At 65.5% G+C, this 17,696-nt stretch carries 13 protein-coding genes and 4 pseudogenes; 6 read left to right on the forward strand and 11 right to left on the reverse strand.

Going from position 1 to position 17,696, the window contains the following annotated elements; all coding sequences use genetic code 11:
* Window positions 1–5: 5 nt before the first annotated feature.
* Entirely contained in the window at window positions 6–695 is a 690-nt protein-coding gene (locus EYW47_RS03200; RefSeq protein ID WP_338117807.1) for a CDP-diacylglycerol diphosphatase, read from the forward strand.
* 183 nt (window positions 696–878) lie between these two features.
* Here EYW47_RS03200 and EYW47_RS03205 read toward each other — a convergent pair whose 3' ends face one another.
* Genes EYW47_RS03205 through EYW47_RS03220 form a run of 4 tightly spaced genes read right to left on the reverse strand, consistent with a single transcriptional unit; the run spans window position 879 to window position 6,556 of the window.
* Complete coding sequence (locus tag EYW47_RS03205; protein ID WP_133193418.1) at window positions 879–2,888, reverse strand: acetyl/propionyl/methylcrotonyl-CoA carboxylase subunit alpha; 2,010 nt, start codon at window positions 2,886–2,888, stop codon at window positions 879–881.
* A 35-nt stretch (window positions 2,889–2,923) separates the two neighbouring features.
* Window positions 2,924–3,715, reverse strand: coding sequence for an enoyl-CoA hydratase/isomerase family protein (locus tag EYW47_RS03210; protein ID WP_133193613.1), 792 nt, complete (start codon window positions 3,713–3,715; stop codon window positions 2,924–2,926).
* 26 nt (window positions 3,716–3,741) lie between these two features.
* A complete protein-coding gene (locus EYW47_RS03215) occupies window positions 3,742–5,349 on the reverse strand; it encodes a carboxyl transferase domain-containing protein (protein ID WP_133193419.1) in 1,608 nt (535 codons plus the stop codon).
* 25 nt (window positions 5,350–5,374) lie between these two features.
* Window positions 5,375–6,556, reverse strand: coding sequence for an isovaleryl-CoA dehydrogenase (locus tag EYW47_RS03220; RefSeq protein WP_133193420.1), 1,182 nt, complete (start codon window positions 6,554–6,556; stop codon window positions 5,375–5,377).
* 220 nt (window positions 6,557–6,776) lie between these two features.
* On the opposite strand from EYW47_RS03220, the pseudogene EYW47_RS42625 reads away from it, so the two are divergent.
* The 3 genes and pseudogenes from EYW47_RS42625 to EYW47_RS03230 all read left to right on the forward strand — a co-directional run.
* A pseudogene (locus EYW47_RS42625) lies at window positions 6,777–6,977 on the forward strand (TetR/AcrR family transcriptional regulator); the annotation flags it as partial.
* A 105-nt stretch (window positions 6,978–7,082) separates the two neighbouring features.
* Window positions 7,083–7,529, forward strand: a pseudogene (locus EYW47_RS42630) (TetR/AcrR family transcriptional regulator C-terminal domain-containing protein); the annotation flags it as partial.
* A 134-nt stretch (window positions 7,530–7,663) separates the two neighbouring features.
* Window positions 7,664–8,674, forward strand: coding sequence for a DUF2891 domain-containing protein (locus tag EYW47_RS03230; protein WP_133193422.1), 1,011 nt, complete (start codon window positions 7,664–7,666; stop codon window positions 8,672–8,674).
* 136 nt (window positions 8,675–8,810) lie between these two features.
* On the opposite strand, the gene EYW47_RS03235 is transcribed toward EYW47_RS03230, so the two are convergent.
* From EYW47_RS03235 to EYW47_RS03260, 7 genes and pseudogenes are all read right to left on the reverse strand, one after another.
* The gene (locus EYW47_RS03235) at window positions 8,811–10,301 is read right to left on the reverse strand and encodes a chemotaxis protein CheW (protein WP_133193423.1); all 1,491 of its coding nucleotides are present in this window, start codon (window positions 10,299–10,301) and stop codon (window positions 8,811–8,813) included.
* A gap of 81 nt (window positions 10,302–10,382) precedes the next feature.
* Window positions 10,383–10,880, reverse strand: a complete 498-nt coding sequence (locus tag EYW47_RS03240; RefSeq protein WP_133193424.1) for a chemotaxis protein CheD — start codon at window positions 10,878–10,880, stop codon at window positions 10,383–10,385.
* Window positions 10,867–11,718: a CheR family methyltransferase gene (locus EYW47_RS03245; protein ID WP_133193425.1), complete on the reverse strand. Its 852-nt coding sequence runs from the start codon at window positions 11,716–11,718 to the stop codon at window positions 10,867–10,869. The genes EYW47_RS03240 and EYW47_RS03245 overlap by 14 nt, the downstream gene beginning before the upstream one ends.
* A gap of 15 nt (window positions 11,719–11,733) precedes the next feature.
* Window positions 11,734–13,431, reverse strand: coding sequence for a methyl-accepting chemotaxis protein (locus tag EYW47_RS03250; protein WP_133193426.1), 1,698 nt, complete (start codon window positions 13,429–13,431; stop codon window positions 11,734–11,736).
* 457 nt (window positions 13,432–13,888) lie between these two features.
* A pseudogene (locus EYW47_RS42635) lies at window positions 13,889–15,313 on the reverse strand (DUF3443 family protein); the annotation flags it as partial.
* Window positions 15,268–15,546, reverse strand: a pseudogene (locus tag EYW47_RS42775) (hypothetical protein); the annotation flags it as partial. The pseudogenes EYW47_RS42775 and EYW47_RS42635, both read right to left, overlap by 46 nt.
* 90 nt (window positions 15,547–15,636) lie before the next feature.
* Complete coding sequence (locus EYW47_RS03260) at window positions 15,637–16,104, reverse strand: DUF2844 domain-containing protein (RefSeq protein ID WP_133193428.1); 468 nt, start codon at window positions 16,102–16,104, stop codon at window positions 15,637–15,639.
* Window positions 16,105–16,696: 592 nt separating this feature from the next.
* Here EYW47_RS03260 and EYW47_RS03265 point away from each other — a divergent pair.
* Both EYW47_RS03265 and EYW47_RS03270 read left to right on the forward strand, forming a co-directional pair.
* Complete coding sequence (locus tag EYW47_RS03265) at window positions 16,697–17,059, forward strand: hypothetical protein (RefSeq protein WP_133193429.1); 363 nt, start codon at window positions 16,697–16,699, stop codon at window positions 17,057–17,059.
* A gap of 25 nt (window positions 17,060–17,084) precedes the next feature.
* The gene (locus EYW47_RS03270) at window positions 17,085–17,606 is read left to right on the forward strand and encodes a YMGG-like glycine zipper-containing protein (RefSeq protein ID WP_133193430.1); all 522 of its coding nucleotides are present in this window, start codon (window positions 17,085–17,087) and stop codon (window positions 17,604–17,606) included.
* Window positions 17,607–17,696: the final 90 nt, after the last annotated feature.

A 17,696-nucleotide genomic window follows, 5' to 3' on the forward strand; every position in this document is an offset into this window, starting at 1 on the left:
GCTGCGTGCGTCTTTCCGCGCTCGACGCAAACGGGCTCTGGAAAGTCGTTGGCGAACAATGCGTGCCGAACGCGCGCGACAGGGGCGACCCCGGCCCGTGCACGACGGTGGACTTCCAGAAGCGCTATGCGGTGCTCAAGGACATCAACGGACGCGCACAGTATCTGCTGATTCCGACCGACCGCGTATCGGGCATCGAAAGCGCCGAGATTCTCTATGGCGGTTCGCCCGAGTATTGGGTGGGGGCATGGGCCGCAGGGCGCTACGTGGACGCCAAACTGAAAGCGACGCTCGCTCCCACCCAGCTCGGCCTCGAAATCAACTCGTCGCAGCGGCGCTCGCAGGACCAGTTGCATATCCACGTCGATTGCATGCGCAACGACATTGCCGATGCGCTCGCGCCGTATCGGCACGACACACCCGGCACGTGGCGCTGGACGACGCTGGACGGCAAGCGCTACCGCGTCACACGCGTGACGCGTCTCGACGACGGCGGCAATCCGTTCCGCGTGGTCGCACGCGACCTGGGCGCGCAGCAAAGCATGGCAGTGCAAACGATCCTCGTGACCGGCGCCGGCCCCGACACCGCGCGCGATGGCTGGCTCGTCGTCAACAGCGGGCTGGACGTGGAAGGCGGCACCGGCACCGCCGAAGGCCTGCTCGATCATTCGTGCGCGCTCGCGCGCGCGCAATAACGCGGTGTGCGACGCTCACACCACATCGTCCTCGCGCGCCAGACGCGCCAACATCAATGCATGGAACCGGATTGCGGTGGCGTTGCAATTTGCGCCGCCGGTGAAAGAGGAGGCGCAAAAAAAGGCGTTTCGCTCTCGCGAAACGCCCCAAGGTAAAACTCTCAGGTCTTCACTTTCAAACTATCACTCTGCTTCCAGCATCAGCAGTTGGGCGCCATCGGCGACCTGGTCGCCCACGGCGTAGAGCACTTCGGTCACCTTGCCCGCCGCCGGCGCGCCAATCGTGTGCTCCATCTTCATCGCCTCCATCACGATGAGCGGCGCGCCCTTCTCCACCACCGCGCCCGGCTCCACGAGCACGGCGATCACTTTGCCCGGCATCGGCGCCGTGAGGCGGCCTTCGCCGTGCTCCGCGTCCGCCGCGTGCGCAAGCAAGTTCCGCCATTCGAACACCATGGCCGTGCCAAGGCAGAACACGTGGAAGACGTCGCCGTCGATGAACACACGGCCCGTCACGCGCATATCGCCAATCGTCACGCCGTATTCGTCGGCGCCTTCGCCGCGCCACCACGTGTAGCGCGCTTGCTGGCCCGCCAACGCGAGCGTCTGTGCGCCGCCGTCGTGTGTGAATGCCGTCGAAAATGCCTCATCGCTTTCGACGTCGCGCCATTCGAAGGTCTGCGCAAAGCCGCCATTGAGCCGCCAATGCGCGAGCGATTGCCACGGCGATGCGCCCTGCCCCAGGCCGCCCTCGCGCGCGATCAGCGCCGCGCAAGCCAGCGCGAGCACCTCGCGCAACGGTTTGTTCTGCGGCGCGAACAGCGCGTCGTTGTGGCGTTCGATCAGGCCCGTGTCGAGATCGGCGCTCGCGAACGGCTCGCAGGTCACGAGCCGATGCAGGAACTCGACGTTCGTATGCGGGCCAACGACTTCGCACTCCTCCAGCGCCCGGCGCATGCGTGCGAGCGCATCGTCGCGCGTCGCGCCATGCACGATGAGCTTGGCGATCATCGGGTCATAGAACGGCGTAATCGTGTCGCCCTCGCGCACGCCGCTGTCGATACGCACGCTCGCGCGCTCGCCCGCATCGCCAATCCTGAACTCGACGCCCGCGGGCATGCGCAGATGCTTGAGCGTGCCCGTCGAAGGCAGAAAGCCGCGCGCGGGGTTCTCGGCATAGATACGCGCTTCGAGCGCGTGTCCCGTCACCGTGAGCTGCGACTGCTCGAGCGGCAGCGGCTCGCCCGCCGCCACACGCAACTGCCACTCGACGAGATCGAGGCCCGTGACCATTTCCGTCACCGGGTGCTCGACCTGCAGGCGCGTGTTCATCTCCATGAAGTAGAAGTCCGCGCCCGTCATGATGAACTCGACGGTGCCCGCGCCCTCGTAGTTCACCGCGCGCGCCGCGGCCACCGCGGCTTCACCCATTGCGCGCCGCACGCTCTCATCGAGTCCCGGCGCGGGCGCTTCTTCGAGCACCTTCTGGTGACGGCGCTGCACAGAGCAATCGCGGTCGAACAGATACACGGCGCCGCCATGCTTGTCTGCGAACACCTGCACTTCCACGTGGCGCGGGCGCGTGAGGTATTTCTCGATCAGCACGCGGTCGTTGCCGAAGCTGCTCGCGGCCTCGCGCTTGCACGAGGCAAGCGCCGCCGCGAAGTCCTCACTGCGCTCGACCACGCGCATACCCTTGCCGCCGCCGCCCGCGCTCGCCTTGAGCAGCACGGGATAACCCATCGCGTCGGCTTCGCGCTGGAGCAGCGCGGGGTCCTGGTCGTCGCCGTGGTAGCCCGGCACGAGCGGCACGGCTGCTGCATGCATGAGCGCCTTGGCCGCGGCCTTCGATCCCATCGCGGCGATCGCCTCAACCGGCGGTCCGATGAAGACGATGCCGGCCTCTTCGCAGGCGCGCCCAAAATCTTCGTTTTCCGAAAGGAACCCGTAGCCAGGGTGAATCGCCTGTGCGCCGGTCGCCTTCGCGGCGGCGATGATGCGCTCGATGCGCAGGTAGCTCTGCGCTGCGCCGGCCTCGCCGATATGCACGGCCTCGTCGCACGCGGCAACGTGTTTGGCATTTGCATCGGCGTCCGAATAAACGGCCACGCTCTTGATGCCGAGGCGTCGGCAAGTCGCCGCGACCCGGCAGGCAATCTCGCCGCGATTGGCAATCAGAATCTTGTTGAACATAGGAAGTCTCGCAATCGTTCTGGTGCGCCTGTCATTCACGCCGGATCACGCCAGCGTGGCGTGCGCTTCTCGAGGAACGACGACACGCCGTCGCGTCCCTCCTCGCTCGCGCGGATGCGCGCAATCCGCACAGCCGTGTCTTCGATCAGCGCGTCGTCCAGCGTCTCGCCCGCGATGTCCTGCACGAGCTGCTTGCACTCGCGCACCGCGTTCGGGCTGTTCGCGCTGAGCGTGTCGGCAATGCGCTCAACGGTGGCGTCGAGCTCGGCCGCGCTCACCGCTTCGCTCACGAGGCCGAGGCGCAGCGCGGTCGCGCAATCGAATGCCTCCGCCGTCACGAAGTAGCGGCGCGAAGCCTGCTCGCCGAGCGCACGGATCACGTACGGCGCAATGGTCGCGGGCATCAGCCCAAGGCGCGCCTCGGAAAGGCAGAAGTGCACCGTCTCCACGGCCACGACGATATCGGCCGCGCACACGAGGCCCATGCCGCCCGCGTAGGCATCGCCATGCACGCGCGCGATCACAGGCTTCGGGCAGCGGTAGACGGCCGAGAGCATGTGCGCGAGACGCAGTGCGTCGGCGCGGTTCTCTTCGTCGGAGTAGCCGGCCATCTTGCGCATCCAGTTCAAGTCCGCGCCCGCGCAGAAAGCCTTGCCGTTGCCCGCGAGCACGATGGCGCGCACATCGTCGCGCGCGCCGAGCGCGGTGAAGGCCGCGGTCACGTCGGCGATCATCGTCTCGTTGAACGCGTTGCGCACGTCGGGGCGATTGAGCGTGACGGTCGCGACATGGCCCGTCACATCGACCAGCAGCGTTTCGTATTGCATCGTCATGTCTTCTTCTCCACGCGCGCTTACATGCGGAACACGCCGAAGCGCGTATCCTCGATCGGCGCGTTCATCGTGGCCGAAAGCCCGAGGCCGAGCACGTCGCGCGTCTGGGCCGGATCGATCACGCCGTCGTCCCACAGGCGCGCGCTCGCATAGTACGGATGCCCCTGGCGCTCGTACTGGTCGCGAATCGGCTGCTTGAATGCCTCTTCCTCTTCCGCGCTCCACGAGCCGCCCTTGCCTTCGATACCGTCGCGGCGCACCGTGGCGAGCACGGAGGCGGCCTGTTCGCCGCCCATCACCGAAATGCGCGCGTTCGGCCACATCCACAAGAAGCGCGGCGAGTATGCACGGCCGCACATGCCGTAATTGCCCGCGCCGAACGAGCCGCCGATGATGACCGTGAACTTCGGCACCTTCGCCGTCGCCACCGCCGTCACCATCTTCGCGCCGTTGCGCGCGATGCCTTCGTTCTCGTACTTGCGGCCCACCATGAAGCCCGTGATGTTCTGCAGGAACACGAGCGGAATCTTGCGCTGGCAGCACAGCTCGATGAAATGCGTGCCCTTGAGCGCCGACTCGGAAAAGAGGATGCCGTTGTTCGCGATGATCCCGACCGGATGACCCCAGATGTGCGCGAAGCCCGTGACGAGCGTCGTGCCGTAGCGCGCCTTGAATTCGTCGAAGGCGGAATCGTCGACGATGCGCGCGATCACTTCGCGCACGTCGAAAGGCTTGCGCGTGTCCACGGGAATCACGCCGTAGAGGCTCCTGGCGTCGTAACGCGGCGGCAGCGGCTCGCGCATCACGACAGGCGGCGTCTTCGTGCGATTGAGATTGCCGACGATCGAACGCGCGATTGAAAGCGCATGCGCATCGTTCTGCGCGAGATGATCGGCCACGCCCGAAAGACGCGTATGCACGTCACCGCCGCCGAGGTCTTCGGCGCTCACTTCCTCGCCGGTTGCGGCCTTCACGAGCGGCGGGCCGCCGAGAAAAATCGTGCCCTGGTTCTTCACGATGATCGACTCGTCGCTCATCGCCGGCACGTAGGCGCCGCCCGCCGTGCACGAGCCCATCACCACGGCGATCTGCGGGATGTCCTGCGACGAGAGATTCGCCTGGTTGTAGAAGATGCGGCCGAAGTGGTCGCGATCTGGGAAGACGTCGTCCTGGTTCGGCAGGTTCGCGCCGCCCGAGTCGACCAGATACACGCAAGGCAGGTTGTTTTCCTGCGCGATTTCCTGCGCGCGCACGTGCTTCTTCACGGTGACGGGATAGTACGTGCCGCCCTTCACGGTCGCGTCGTTGCAGACGATCACGCACTCCTGGCCCGCGATGCGCCCGATGCCCGTGATGATGCCCGCGCCCGGCGCGTCGTCGTTATACATGCCGTAGGCCGCGAGCTGCGAAAGCTCGAGAAACGGCGTGCCCGGGTCGAGCAGTTGCGCGATGCGCTCGCGCGGCAACAGCTTGCCGCGCGAGACGTGCTTGTCGCGCGCAGCCTCGCCGCCGCCGAGCGACAGCTTCTGGATCTTCTCGCGCAAGTCCGCGACCAGCACTTCGAGCGCGGCTGAATTCGTCTTGAAGTCATCCGAGCGCGGATTGAGTTTCGATTCGATGATCGGCATCTCGTGGTTCCTCAGGAGGGCGAAATCAAGCGGTTTCCGCGAACAGCTCGCGGCCGATCAGCATGCGGCGAATCTCGCTCGTGCCCGCGCCGATTTCGTAGAGCTTCGCGTCGCGCCAGAGACGCCCGACCGGATATTCGTTGATATAGCCGTTGCCGCCGAGGATCTGGATGGCCTCGCCGGCCATCCACGTAGCCTTTTCGGCGGTGTAGAGAATCACGCCGGCGCAGTCCTTGCGCACCTGGCGCACATGATCCGTGCCGATCGTGTCGAGCTGACGGCCCACTGCGTAGAGATACGCGCGGCACGCCTGGAACGTCGTATAGAGGTCGGCGACCTTGCCCTGGATGAGCTGGAATTCGCCGATGGCCTGGCCGAACTGCTTGCGCTCGTGAATGTACGGCACGACCGAATCCATCACGGCGGCCATGATGCCCGTGGGGCCGCCCGCGAGCACGGCGCGCTCGTAGTCGAGGCCGCTCATGAGCACCTTCACGCCGCCGTTGAGCTGGCCGAGGATATTTTCTTCGGGCACCTCAACATCCTGGAACACGAGCTCGCCCGTATGCGAGCCGCGCATGCCGAGCTTGTCGAGCTTTTGCGCCACGGAAAAGCCCTTCATGCCCTTCTCGACGATAAACGCCGTGATGCCGCGCGGGCCCGCTTCGAGATCGGTCTTCGCATAGACCACGAGCGTGTCGCAATCCGGGCCGTTGGTGATCCACATCTTCGTGCCGTTAAGCACGTATTTGTCGCCCTTTTTATCGGCGCGCAGCTTCATGCTGACGACGTCGGAGCCGGCGTTCGGCTCGCTCATCGCAAGCGCGCCCACGTGCTCGCCCGAGACGAGCTTGGGCAGGTACTTGCGCTTTTGCGCCTCGGTGCCGTTGCGGTGGATCTGGTTCACGCACAGGTTCGAATGCGCGCCGTACGACAGGCCGACCGAAGCCGAGGCGCGCGAGATCTCTTCCATCGCCACCATGTGCGCCGTGTAGCCCATGTTCGCGCCGCCGTATTCTTCGGAGACGGTCATGCCGAGCACGCCCAGGTCGCCGAACTTGCGCCAGAGGTCCATCGGGAACTGGTCGGTGCGGTCGATCTCGCCCGCGCGCGAGGCGATTTCCTTGGCCGCGAAGTTCTGGATGCTGTCGCGCAGCATTTCGACTTCTTCGCCAAGCGGGAACTGCAAACCGGGTACGTTGCTCATCCTGTGTCTCCTGTGTAGGGCGCGGGCGTTCTCGCGAGTGACGCGACTTGCCCCTTGGGGACACATTTCACGCCACATTTACGTTAACGTCAATAGAAATTTTTGAGTAACGCTCAGATTTCTTGTAATCTCCACTTCATAGCGCTTTCAACGTGTTGCAAAGCGTGAAACATCGTGCATAATTGGGACGAATCCCGCCGTAAACTGAACCTTACTCAGAATGTCTACCGCCCCCAATACCTTCCTGTCCGCGTCGCGCCGCCAGCCGGCCGGGCGCAAGTCCCAGCAGCGCGTGAAGGAGATACTCGAGGCCGGGCGCGAGGTGTTCTCCGAAAAGGGTTACACGCGCGCCACCACCGCCGAAATCGCGCAGCGGCTGGGCATCTCCGAAGCCACGGTGTTCAGCTACTTTCGCGGCAAGCGCGAGCTGTGCTCGCGCGTGATCGGCGACTGGTATGACGAATCGATCGAGGCGATCGAGGCCGGCCTGCCGCGCGATGGCACCGTTCGTCAGCAGTTTGCATTCATCGTGCGCATGCATTTGCAGCTGATGCTGGAGAGTGGCACGGGCATCTGCGAATTGGTGCTTTCGGAGGGGCGCACGCGCCATCACGAGCTTAGCGAAGCGCTCACGGAAATGCAGCGGCGCTACACAGCGCCGCTCATGCGCGTGCTCGCGCGCGGCCAGGAATGCGGGCAGATTCGCAACGACATGCCGCTGCGCCTGTTGCGCTCGCTCATCTTCGGGCCGATGGAGCACGTGCTCTGGGACGCGACGCTCGGCAACCGCCGCACCGATATCGACGCCACAGCAGAGAAGCTCGCCGACGTGTTGTGGAATGCGCTGCAGCCGCCCAATATCGAGCTGGCCGCGCTCGCGCAATTCAGCCAGGACGTGGGTGAGGCCATGCGCCGCCTCGAGCGCGAACGCGCGCCGCGCAATGCAGGCGCGCAGGCGTCTTCACAGGATTAGAGTCCGCTCACGCCGGTAGCTGGCGCCCAGGCACGGCGCGCCTGGCTCGCGCAACGCACCGGCAAGGTGTGGGGGTTTCACGCTAAGCTGGCGCTTTCGCATCAGTCCCTTCAAGCCGCCACGCACAGACCGCCATGCACACCACGCTCACCGCTGCGCTCGCCTCCCGCTTCGCTTCACTCGCGCTCGCTCACCTCACGCGCGAGTATCCGAACAGGCTCACCCATTCACTGGCGGGTCCGCAGGACGTGCAGGGCCCGCGCGCGCTGCACCCCGTGTTCTACGGCAGCTACGACTGGCATTCGTGCGTGCACGGCTACTGGCTCGTCGCGCATCTGCTGGAGCGTTTCCCCGACTTGCCCGAGGCGCCGCGCATCGTGGCCGTGATCGACGAGCACTTCACTGAAGCGAACATGGCCGGCGAGCGCGCCTACCTCGACCTGGCGCACAACCGCGGCTTCGAGCGCCCCTATGGCTGGGCCTGGCTGCTCGCGCTCGCGGGGCAGCTGCATGGCATGAAGACACCCGAGGCCCAGCGCTGGTCGCGCACACTGACGCCGCTCACCGAGGCGTTCGTCGAGCGTTTCGAGGAATTTCTGCCGAAGGCGACTTATCCGCTGCGCGTGGGCACGCACTTCAACACCGCGTTCGCGCTCACGCTCGCACTCGACTTTGCGCGCCAGACCTCGCGCGCCGGGCTCGCGCGCCTGATCGAGGAGACCGCACGCCGCTGGCACCAAGGCGATGCGGGATGCCAGGCGTGGGAGCCGTCGGGCGACGAGTTTCTCTCGCCCTCGCTCATGGTCGCGGTGCTGATGAGCCGCGTGCTGGGCGCCGACGAGTTCGCCGCGTGGTTCGAGCGCTTTCTGCCCGCGCTGGCCGCGCGCGAGCCGGCCACGCTGTTCCTGCCCGCCACGGTCACCGACCGCAGCGACGGCAAGATCGCCCATCTCGACGGCCTGAACCTGAGCCGCGCGTGGTGCCAGCGCACGCTCGCGCGCGTGCTGCCGGAGGGCGACGCACGAGCGCACGCGCTGCGCGAAGCAGCGCAGACGCATCTGGACACGGCGCTCGAGCACGTCGCCGGCGACTATATGGGCGAGCACTGGCTCGCCAGCTTCGCGACGCTCGCGCTCGAAGCCTGAGCGCTGCGCGCGCGCCTGACCTCGCTCAGCGCACTGCCGGCTTCGCTTCGCGCGCTCCTCGCCTGCCTGCGCGCGCTGCCGGCTCGCAGCGCGCGCCCCTCGCCACCCATCGCACGTTGCCGCCGCCCCCCGGCGATCAGAACGCCGCGGCTTCCTCGGCCACGCGCTCGCACAGCGGCACGGGGTCGAGCAGCATCAAGGTGCCCTGCCCCGGCAACTCGACCGCCTCGCGCATGTCGCCGCGCGTCTGCGTGCCCGCGGCGCGCGTGAACATCGCAGGCATCGTCAGTTGCGAGCTGCCGTTAAGCGTGACGATGTCCTCGACCGAATCGACCAGCAGTCCGTACTTTTCGCCGCGATGCTCGACGATCAGGATCTTCGCGTGTGCGAGATCCTCGTAGGGCGGCATGGCATACATCGATCGCACGTCGATGACCGTCACGATCACGCCACGCAGATTCAGCACGCCGCGCACGAAGGCGGGCAAGCCCGGCGTCTTGACGATGTCGTCGCGGTAGTCGATCACCTCGCGCAATTCGGCAATGCGCACGCCGATCAACTGGCCGATGCGGAACGTCACGAGGGTCTGCCGCGTGCCGCCGCGCTTTTGGGCGACATCGCCCGCTTGCACGGCCTTGCGATAGAGCTCGCGATGGCCTGTTGCCAGCGTCGCGATGCGCTCGTTCGCAAAGAGGGCGTCGGCGTTCACCAGCAGCACGCCCGTCGAGTCGCCCGCAGCGAGATAGCCCGCGAACAACGAGCGATGCGCGCCGCCATACGAAGGCATCGGCAAAAGCTCGTCTTCGCGGTACGCGACGATGCTCGCGACTTCGTCCACCAGCAAACCGAAGCATCCTTCGTCGCGATTGAGCACCACGATGCGCCGCTCATCGGCGGCAACCACCGCATCAGGCGCACGCGCAAAACCGAGGAAGGTGCCGAAATCGAGCACCGGCACAGTCGCGCCGCGCAGGTTGAGCATGCCGATGCAGACCTCGTCGGCCATTGGCGAATGCTGCAGCGCCGGCACGCGGATGATCTCCTGGATTGCCCCCATCGGCAGCGCCAGCGCAGTTCCGCCCACCTTGAACGAAACATTCTGGCGACGTTGACCCTGTTGTGCCCTGCGCTCGGTTGTGCGCGCAACTTGTTCGGCAAAATGCGGCACGTCGCGCAGCCCGAGCAGCGCCGCCGCCGATAGCACCTGCAGCACGTGCTCGCCGCCGTCGAGCTTGAGCACCGCGCCGATCGCTGCGGGCGCACTGCCTTCGGCTGTCTCGATCGCGATCACCTGATCCTTCGGCACACGCAGAATCTCGCCGGTTGCGTCGAACCGCAATCCCACACGCACGCCCGCGGTCTCCACGATGGCGATCTTGCGCGTGGGCGCGATGCCCTCGTCCCGCACATTCAGCAGCTGGTGCAGGTCGACCACGGGAATCAGCGTGCCGCGCAAATTGAACAGGCCGAGCAGATAAGGCGGCGCGAGCGGGACCGGCGTGAGCGTCTCGGGATGATTGACGACTTCCTGGAGCGCGGCGACGGGCAGTGCGAGCTCCGTGCCGGCCAGGTGGAACGACCCGTACAGCTCGAGCTGGCCGGCGGCGGCCAGCGAACGATGGTTCATCGTGAAGCTCCGTAGCGAATGGGAACGATGGGCGTCGAACGGCAGGCGAATACCCTGCTTGAGTGGAGCCAGGTGCGCCGCTCACCCCGAGCGCGAAAAGCGGCGCACCGCGTAGTCCTGCTGCCCACAATCGATAGTCAGTTGCCGCCCGCACTCGCCGCCCACATCTGTGTGGATGACGCGCACGCGCGCGTGCGCCAGCAACTGCTGCGCCATGCGCACGTTCAGTTCGCCGATCGGCTCGTGAATCGTGGTTCGGTGTTGCATCATGTTCGCGCCGCCCGCCAGCACGGCTTCGATTTCGCCATCGGGCGCCGCCTGGGCGCCCATCATCGAAATCAGTGCGGGCAGCGCGTCGACCACGTACTTGGCCTCCTGGCCTTGACGCTCCACCGGCACGGCGCGCGCCCTGCCAACCGGCTCCGGCAACAGGCAATGCGCGAGCCCGCTACTGCCGCGCGCGCGCCACAGCAGCCCGATGCCCACGCACGAGCCCAGCGTGGCGCGCAGGATTCTGGCGTCTTCCCGGGTGCTGACCGCGATCTCGCACATCCGCACCTGCACATCACGCGTGCTCATGGTCGCACTCCTCACGATGCTGGCCGTTGCGGTAGATGAGCGGCTGCTCGAACGTAAACCCCGCCGTCACGCGGCTCAGCGATTCCGACTCGCCCACGATCAGCACGGCGTTCGGGCGCATCGCGCGGCGCACGTTCGCGAGCACCGCCTTTTGTCCTTCGAGGTCGAAATAGATCAGCACGTTGCGCAACAGCACCAGATCGAACTGCCCCAACTCGCGCGGCGCCGCATAGAGATTGTGACGGCGGAACGCGACGTGCGCGCGCAGCGCCTCGCCCACCTCCGCCTGCACGCCCTCGCTGCGGAAATACTTCTGCAGCAGCGCGGGATGGCTCTGGCGCAGGCCTTCGATGCTGCGGCCCTGATAGCTGCCGGCACGCGCGCTCGCGAGGATGCCGTCCGAGATATCGGTGCCGACAATGGCGTAACGAAACGCCGCCTCACGCGCGCGAAACTCTTCGCAGAGCATCGCCGTGGACCACGCTTCCTCGCCGCTCGACGCCGCCGCGGACCACACGCGCAGCGCCGAACCGGGGTGCGCCGCGAACCACTGAGGCAGGAAGCTCTGCGCGAGATATTCCCAGATGCGCGGCGTGCGGAAAAACGACGTCTCGTTGGTCGTCACGAGGTCGATGAAATCGTCGATTTCATCGGCGTTCGTGTCCAGCACCTGCAGATAGTCGCGATAGTCCGGCAATCCGAGCGCCATCACGCGACGGCGCAAGCGGCCCTTGAGCATCGTCCACTTGCGCTCGTTCATGGCGATGCCGGTATGCCGGCGCACCTGCTCGAACAGCGCGCGCTGCACCGAAGGTTCGACATCCTGATCGAAATCCACTCTGCCCCCGGGCTTTTATACGACGAAGCGCGCCACCGTATTGTCGAGTCCCTCGGCGCCCCCCTTGAGCGATGCGGCCGCGCGCGCGATGGTGTCGCAGGCGCCCGCCGACTTCTCGGTCTCCTCTGCCACCTGCTGAATCGCAGCGCTCACTTCGCGTGCGGCCACGAGCTGCTCGTCGGCGCCGCACGAGATCTCGGAGATCGCCTGGGTGGTTCGGGCCACGCCCGCCACGATCTTTTCGAACGCCTCGCCCGCCTGCTTCGAAATCTCGCTGCCCTGCGCGACCCGCTTCACCGACTCGTTAATGAGCTTCGAAATCTCCTTGGTCGCCTGCGAGGAGCGCTCGGCCAGCTTGCGCACTTCGTCGGCGACCACCGAGAAGCCGAGCCCGTGCTCGCCGGCGCGTGCCGCCTCGATCGCGGCGTTGAACGCGAGCAGATTGGTCTGGCTTGCGATCTCGCCAATCACCTTGATGATTTCGCCGATGTCTTCCGACGAGCGGTTGATCAGCTCCATGGCTTCGATCGAGCGCGTCACCGCCTTCGCGCCGCGCTCCGCTTCCTGCTGCGTGTCCTTGGCCAGTTGATCGGCGCCGCGCGAATTGTCGGCGATGGAGTTGATCGAAGCGGTCAGCTCTTCGATCGACGCGTTCATTTCCTCGACGGTCGCACCGAGCAACTGCGCGCCGCCCGCCACGGTATCCGCGCGCGCCGCGATGTCCTTCGACGAGTCCTTGAACGTGCCCGCCGATTCCACGACCTTGCCGATCACGCCCGAGAGATCGCTCATCATGCTCTTGATGCCTGCCGCGAGCTGGTCGATCGGCTCGTCTCCGGCCACTTCGACGTGACCGGTCAGATCGCCCGACGCGGCGTTGCGCACCACCGCAAGCAGCTTTTCGACCTTGAGCTGATCGCTTTCGGCGCGGCGCTTGACGCTTTCCTCGAGCTCGACCTGCGCGCTCACGTCATTCGCGAACTTCACCACCTTATAGAGGCGGCCGTTCACGTCGAAGATCGGGTTATAGGTGGCCTGAATCCACACCACGCGCCCGCCCTTGCCGATGCGTTTGTAGCGGCCCGAGTCGAACTCGCCGCGATTGAGCTTGGCCCAGAACTCGCGATAATCCGGGCTTTGGGCGTACACGTCGTCGCAGAACATGCGGTGGTGCTTGCCCTGGATCTCCTCGAGCCGGTAGCCGAGCGTGTCGAGGAAATTCTGGTTCGCCTGCAGCACGATGCCGTTCGTGTCGAACTCGATCACGGCCTGCGCCTTGTCGATCGCGCGCAAGCGGCCTTCGTAATCGGCATGCTGCTGCTTGGCCTGGGTGATGTCGGTGGCGAACTTGATGACCTTGTAGGGGCGGCCGTCCGCGCCGAGCACCGGGTTATAGGACGCGTTGATCCAGATTTCGCGGCCGCCGCGCCCGATGCGGCGGTACTCGCCCCGATCGTACTCGCCGCGGCCGAGGCGTTCCCAGAACTGGCGATACGCCTCGCTATGCACATAATCAGGATCACAGAACATCCGATGATGCTTGCCCCGGACCTCGTCGAGCGTATAGCCGAGCACGGCCAGAAAATTGTCGTTGGCATGCAGGACGATGCCCTGCAGGTCGAACTCGATCACGGCCTGCACGCGGTTCAGCGCTGCGCTCACTGCACTCAACTCGATCATTTCGAGTTGCCGGTCCGGCGTCGCATGTTCCATCGTTTTACCCCCGTTGTTGTTGCAGCGGCTGTGCCTCGCGGCGCAATCCAGCGGTCCGCCCGCAGCTTGCAGGCGCTCTCTCATTCATTTTATTGACGTGTTTTATAACGTCTGACTTGTTCATCGAATCTGATCGAAAACGACAAATCCATGTGCCGAAGCTGCCGCACACAATAGGGCTTCCCTACTTGCGTTATATCGGCGCTCGCGTGGTCCGGCTTGACCAGGGGTTTCGCTAAGGCAAACGTTTTCTTTGCGGGATTTTTTGTGCTCTGATTGAGCAATTGTCATGCGCTCGCAACACTGGCTTTAAAACGCATAAATAATGAAAATTTAATGAAAGGTTTCCCCTTTCCATGCAATTTTCTCTATGCCGTTTTGGATATTCTGTTGTTATGTCTTTAAAGAAAAAAGCGCGCCGTTGCGGCGCGCTTTTCATTGCACTCGAGAGGGCAAACTAGTTTGACACGTAGCCGACATAGGGACCCGTCGCGCCCGCCCCTGACGACGTGCCGTCGATCCCGTAATAGATGCGCCGTCCGTAGAAGAACGGCATGCCCAGATCGACGGTCTGCGCGATGAACGAGCCGAGATTGCTGAACGCAAAGTTCAGCGACGCGAACAGCGCATCCGCATTGCCGATGACAATGTTCGTCGTTGCATTCACGCCGTTCGTGTCCGAAAGGGCGACGGAGCGCTTGAGCGGCGTGGCGGGCACGTACCAGACGCTATCCTGGACGATCGACCAGTCCTCGAAACTCAGCGTGTTCGAACCTGAATCGATGAACGTCTGCACCGTGCTGCCATTGCCGACGCTGCCCTTGAAGTTGCCCCAGCGATCGGTCGCGAGCACGGTTGCGCCCGTACCGGCCAGCAGGTTGTTCGACTGCGTGCCGATGCCGAAGGTGACCGTGCCGGTCGCCGTGAGCGCACCGCCCGCGGCAACAGCCGGCATGTCCACGATCAGGCCGTTATTGTCGACGGGGAAGAGCGCGACCGGATTCGTGACCTGATTGACGAGCGGCATCGAGACAGGCGTGGCTGGAGCGGTATCGGCGTAGTAGTAGCCCGCGCGTGGCTTGCTGGCCGCACACGCTGAGCCGCAGTCGTAACGCGCGACCCCGACGCCGAGTATCCCGTTCGCGCCCAGCACGGCCGGGCTGGTGAGCGCGGTGTTCCAGGCACACGAGGTCGGCGCCTTTGAGGCGATCGCGGCGTCACCGATCACCTGGATCGGCACGGCGGCAGCGACCTCGCGCGAGAGCTTCACGTCCGCGGCGCGCAGGCTTCCCCACGTGTAGCCCGAACCGAATGCGCCACAGGCAGCCACGCTCTTGCCGCTGACGGGATCGGTCTGCAGGGGCAGCGCGGCGAGCGTCGAGGCAGGAATCGCCGATGCATAAAGGCGCAAGCCGAATGAGCCGGTGTCGAGCAAGACGTTATCGATCGTCGCGCAACTCGTCTGTCCACTGCTGCCAGGCTGACAAACCGTGACGCTCACGAGCGGGAAATTGCGCACGGCGGTTGCAGACGAGACGCGTACGGGAATCGTGTTGCCGATATCGGCGGTGGAGCCGCCACCTGACGAACCGGAATTGCCGGAGCCGGAGCCGGAGCCGGAGCCGGAGTCCGATGTGCCTGAGCCGGAAGTACCTGAGCCAGACGTGCCCGAACCCGACGTGCCCGAGCCGGAATTCCCCGAGTCCGATGTCCCCGAACCGCCAGTACCCGAGCCAGAGTTACCTGAGCCAGAGTTACCTGAGCCAGAGTTGCCCGAGCTAGAGTTACCTGAGCCAGAGCTACCCGAGCCAGAGTTACCCGAGCCAGAGTTGCCTGAGCCAGAGTTGCCTGAGCCAGAGTTGCCCGAGCCAGAGTTGCCTGAGCCAGAGTTGCCTGAGCCAGAGTTGCCTGAGCCAGAGTTACCTGAGCCAGAGTTGCCCGAGCCAGAGTTGCCCGAGCTAGAGTTACCTGTGCCAGAGTTGCCCGAGCCCGAACCTCCTGAACCCGAAGTGCCGTTATTCGCGCCGCCCGAGGCGCCGCCGCTTGACGCCCCCGACGCCCCCGAAGCACTCGAAGCGCCGTTCGCCACCGCCGCGCCGTTGCCCGGCGTGCCATCTCCGCCGCCCCCACCCCCGCAGGCCGACAGCAGCACACCCGCGCTGAGCGCGCAAACCATGATGATCTTGTTCATCGCGCGTCCCCCGCTTATCGGATCTGATCGGCACTCATGCCGAGAGGCAGCGCCTTCGGCAGCCACGCGCGCCCCGTCAACGCGCCCATATGGCCGCCCGTTTCGACGACAAGATCGTCCTGATGCACGGCAACCGGCCCGTAACCGCCGCCGCGCGCGGCGTGCGCCGCCGCGAGCCCCTTTTGCCAGCTGGGAAAGTAGCCGCCCAGCAGCGTATCGAGCGAGCCGACACGCGGCCCGCGCCAGGAGACGGCGAATACGGTGCCGCTGGCGTCGAGATATTCGTGAATCACCGTACCGGTGTCGAGCGTGGCCGTCGTGACGGTCCAAGGCACCGCCACCGTGCTTGCAGCAGCCATCACGCGCGTCCCAGGCGTGCGCTGGGCCTGCGGAAAGGCGGGTGCACCGCCCAGTGCCGCCCATGTGGGTGCCGCGGCGAGCCCTATCGCGGCGGCAACACCCACTGTCAGAATCCCCTTCATGTTGTAGTCCTTAGTAAATCGATGACGTCACCGAATGCTTCGCGCCTCGCACGAAGCGTCCAGCGAGTCTAAGCGGGTCTGAGCACACGTATCTCGCTCGGCGAATCGAAATGACAATTCGAGTTTTTGCGCCCGCGCGGAGCGTCATCGACTTACACGCTGAAAGCCCGTGTGCATCGGTGTCGGACGCGCCGAGGCACAGGCATGCATGGACATGGAACGCCCGTCGATCGATAAAAATGCGTGAAAGCTGATCGACTTCTCTTGCGCCGATGGGCAATTTGATTTGCTGATCGATCTCCAAGTATTACAAGACAGCGGTCTCGCCCACCGAGGCGCCCAAGTCTCGCCGCTCGAGAAAACGCCGGCAAATCGTTCCATATAGCGGCCGCTTGCACGCCGATCGCCGCCGACGGGCGCCGCCGGCGCCAGCGACGCCCGCGCCACGCTGCCTGCGTTGTAACAACTCGAAAAAACAGTGGCGCTCGCGTAATTGCATTGAACCTCGCAATGTCATAGCGTTGCAGAATGCACGGGTGTGCAAGGCCAGGCCGGCACGAGCGCCCGGCTTAATTCCGTTCTGGAGATCGTGGTGAGAAGGTCGAAATTGATTCTCGGGGCCGCGTTGGCCGCTCTGGCCTGCGCAAGCGGCGCGGCGCACGCGGCGCGCGTGGGCGTCGCCATCGGTGTCGGCGTGCCTTTCGGCGCGCCTTATTACTATCCGTACGCCCCCGTGCCCTACTACTACGCGCCGGCGCCCGTGATCGTCGCGCCGCCTCAAGCGCCCGACTACGTCGAGCAGGGCCAGCCGCAAGCCCAGGCGGCCGGCGACGACAACGGCGCGAATGACGACACGTGGTACTACTGCGACGCGTCGAGGACCTACTATCCCTATGTGAAGCAATGCTCGTCGGGCTGGCGCGCCGTGCCCGCCCAACCGGCACCTTCGAACTGATCTGACGACATCGATCGAGTTAATCATGAAACCGACCTGTTTCGCGCTGCTCGCCGCTGCGGGCCTTCTGAGCGCGTGCGCCGTGGTCCCGACCGGACCGAGCGTGATGGCCTTGCCGGGCACGGGCAAGAGCTTCGACCAGTTCCGCAACGACGACTATAACTGTCGCCAGTTCGCCTTCCAGCAGGTGGGCGGCACCACCACCAACCAAGCCGTGTCCAATTCCGCCGTGGGTAGCGCCGTGGTCGGCACGGCGCTGGGCGCCGCCGCGGGCGCGGCGTTCGGCGGCGGCAAGGGCGCGGCGATCGGCGCGGGCGCCGGCCTGCTCGCGGGCAGCGCCGTCGGCATGGGCAACGCGCAAGGCTCGGCCTACGACGTTCAGCGCCGCTACGACTACGCGTATCTGCAGTGCATGTACGCCAACGGCAACCGCATTCCCGTCGCGGGCCGCATGCAGACGCAGCAGCCGTACTATCAGACGCAGCCGCGCTATCTGCCGCCTCCGCCGCCCGGATCGCCGCCCCCGCCGCCGCCAGGTGCGTACTGATCGACGCGCGGCCGGCCGAGCGCCGGCCGCGCCGGTCTTTGCGCCCGCCTGCGCCAGCGCTTGAGCCGCCCCAATAAAAAAACGCGCCCG

This window comes from Paraburkholderia silviterrae (genome assembly GCF_004353915.1).
In the GTDB taxonomy this organism is placed as follows: domain Bacteria; phylum Pseudomonadota; class Gammaproteobacteria; order Burkholderiales; family Burkholderiaceae; genus Paraburkholderia; species Paraburkholderia silviterrae.

Coding starts and splice junctions, on each gene's coding strand:
- EYW47_RS03250 (WP_133193426.1), bottom strand. CDS start 13,431: ATGGAACATGCGACGCCGGACCGGCAACTCGAAATGATCGAGTTGAGT.
- EYW47_RS03215 (WP_133193419.1), bottom strand. CDS start 5,349: ATGCCGATCATCGAATCGAAACTCAATCCGCGCTCGGATGACTTCAAG.
- EYW47_RS03210 (WP_133193613.1), bottom strand. CDS start 3,715: ATGCAATACGAAACGCTGCTGGTCGATGTGACGGGCCATGTCGCGACC.
- EYW47_RS03205 (WP_133193418.1), bottom strand. CDS start 2,888: ATGTTCAACAAGATTCTGATTGCCAATCGCGGCGAGATTGCCTGCCGG.
- EYW47_RS03260 (WP_133193428.1), bottom strand. CDS start 16,104: ATGAAGGGGATTCTGACAGTGGGTGTTGCCGCCGCGATAGGGCTCGCC.
- EYW47_RS03220 (WP_133193420.1), bottom strand. CDS start 6,556: ATGAGCAACGTACCCGGTTTGCAGTTCCCGCTTGGCGAAGAAGTCGAA.
- EYW47_RS03240 (WP_133193424.1), bottom strand. CDS start 10,880: ATGAGCACGCGTGATGTGCAGGTGCGGATGTGCGAGATCGCGGTCAGC.
- EYW47_RS03270 (WP_133193430.1), top strand. CDS start 17,085: ATGAAACCGACCTGTTTCGCGCTGCTCGCCGCTGCGGGCCTTCTGAGC.
- EYW47_RS03235 (WP_133193423.1), bottom strand. CDS start 10,301: ATGAACCATCGTTCGCTGGCCGCCGCCGGCCAGCTCGAGCTGTACGGG.
- EYW47_RS03230 (WP_133193422.1), top strand. CDS start 7,664: ATGCACACCACGCTCACCGCTGCGCTCGCCTCCCGCTTCGCTTCACTC.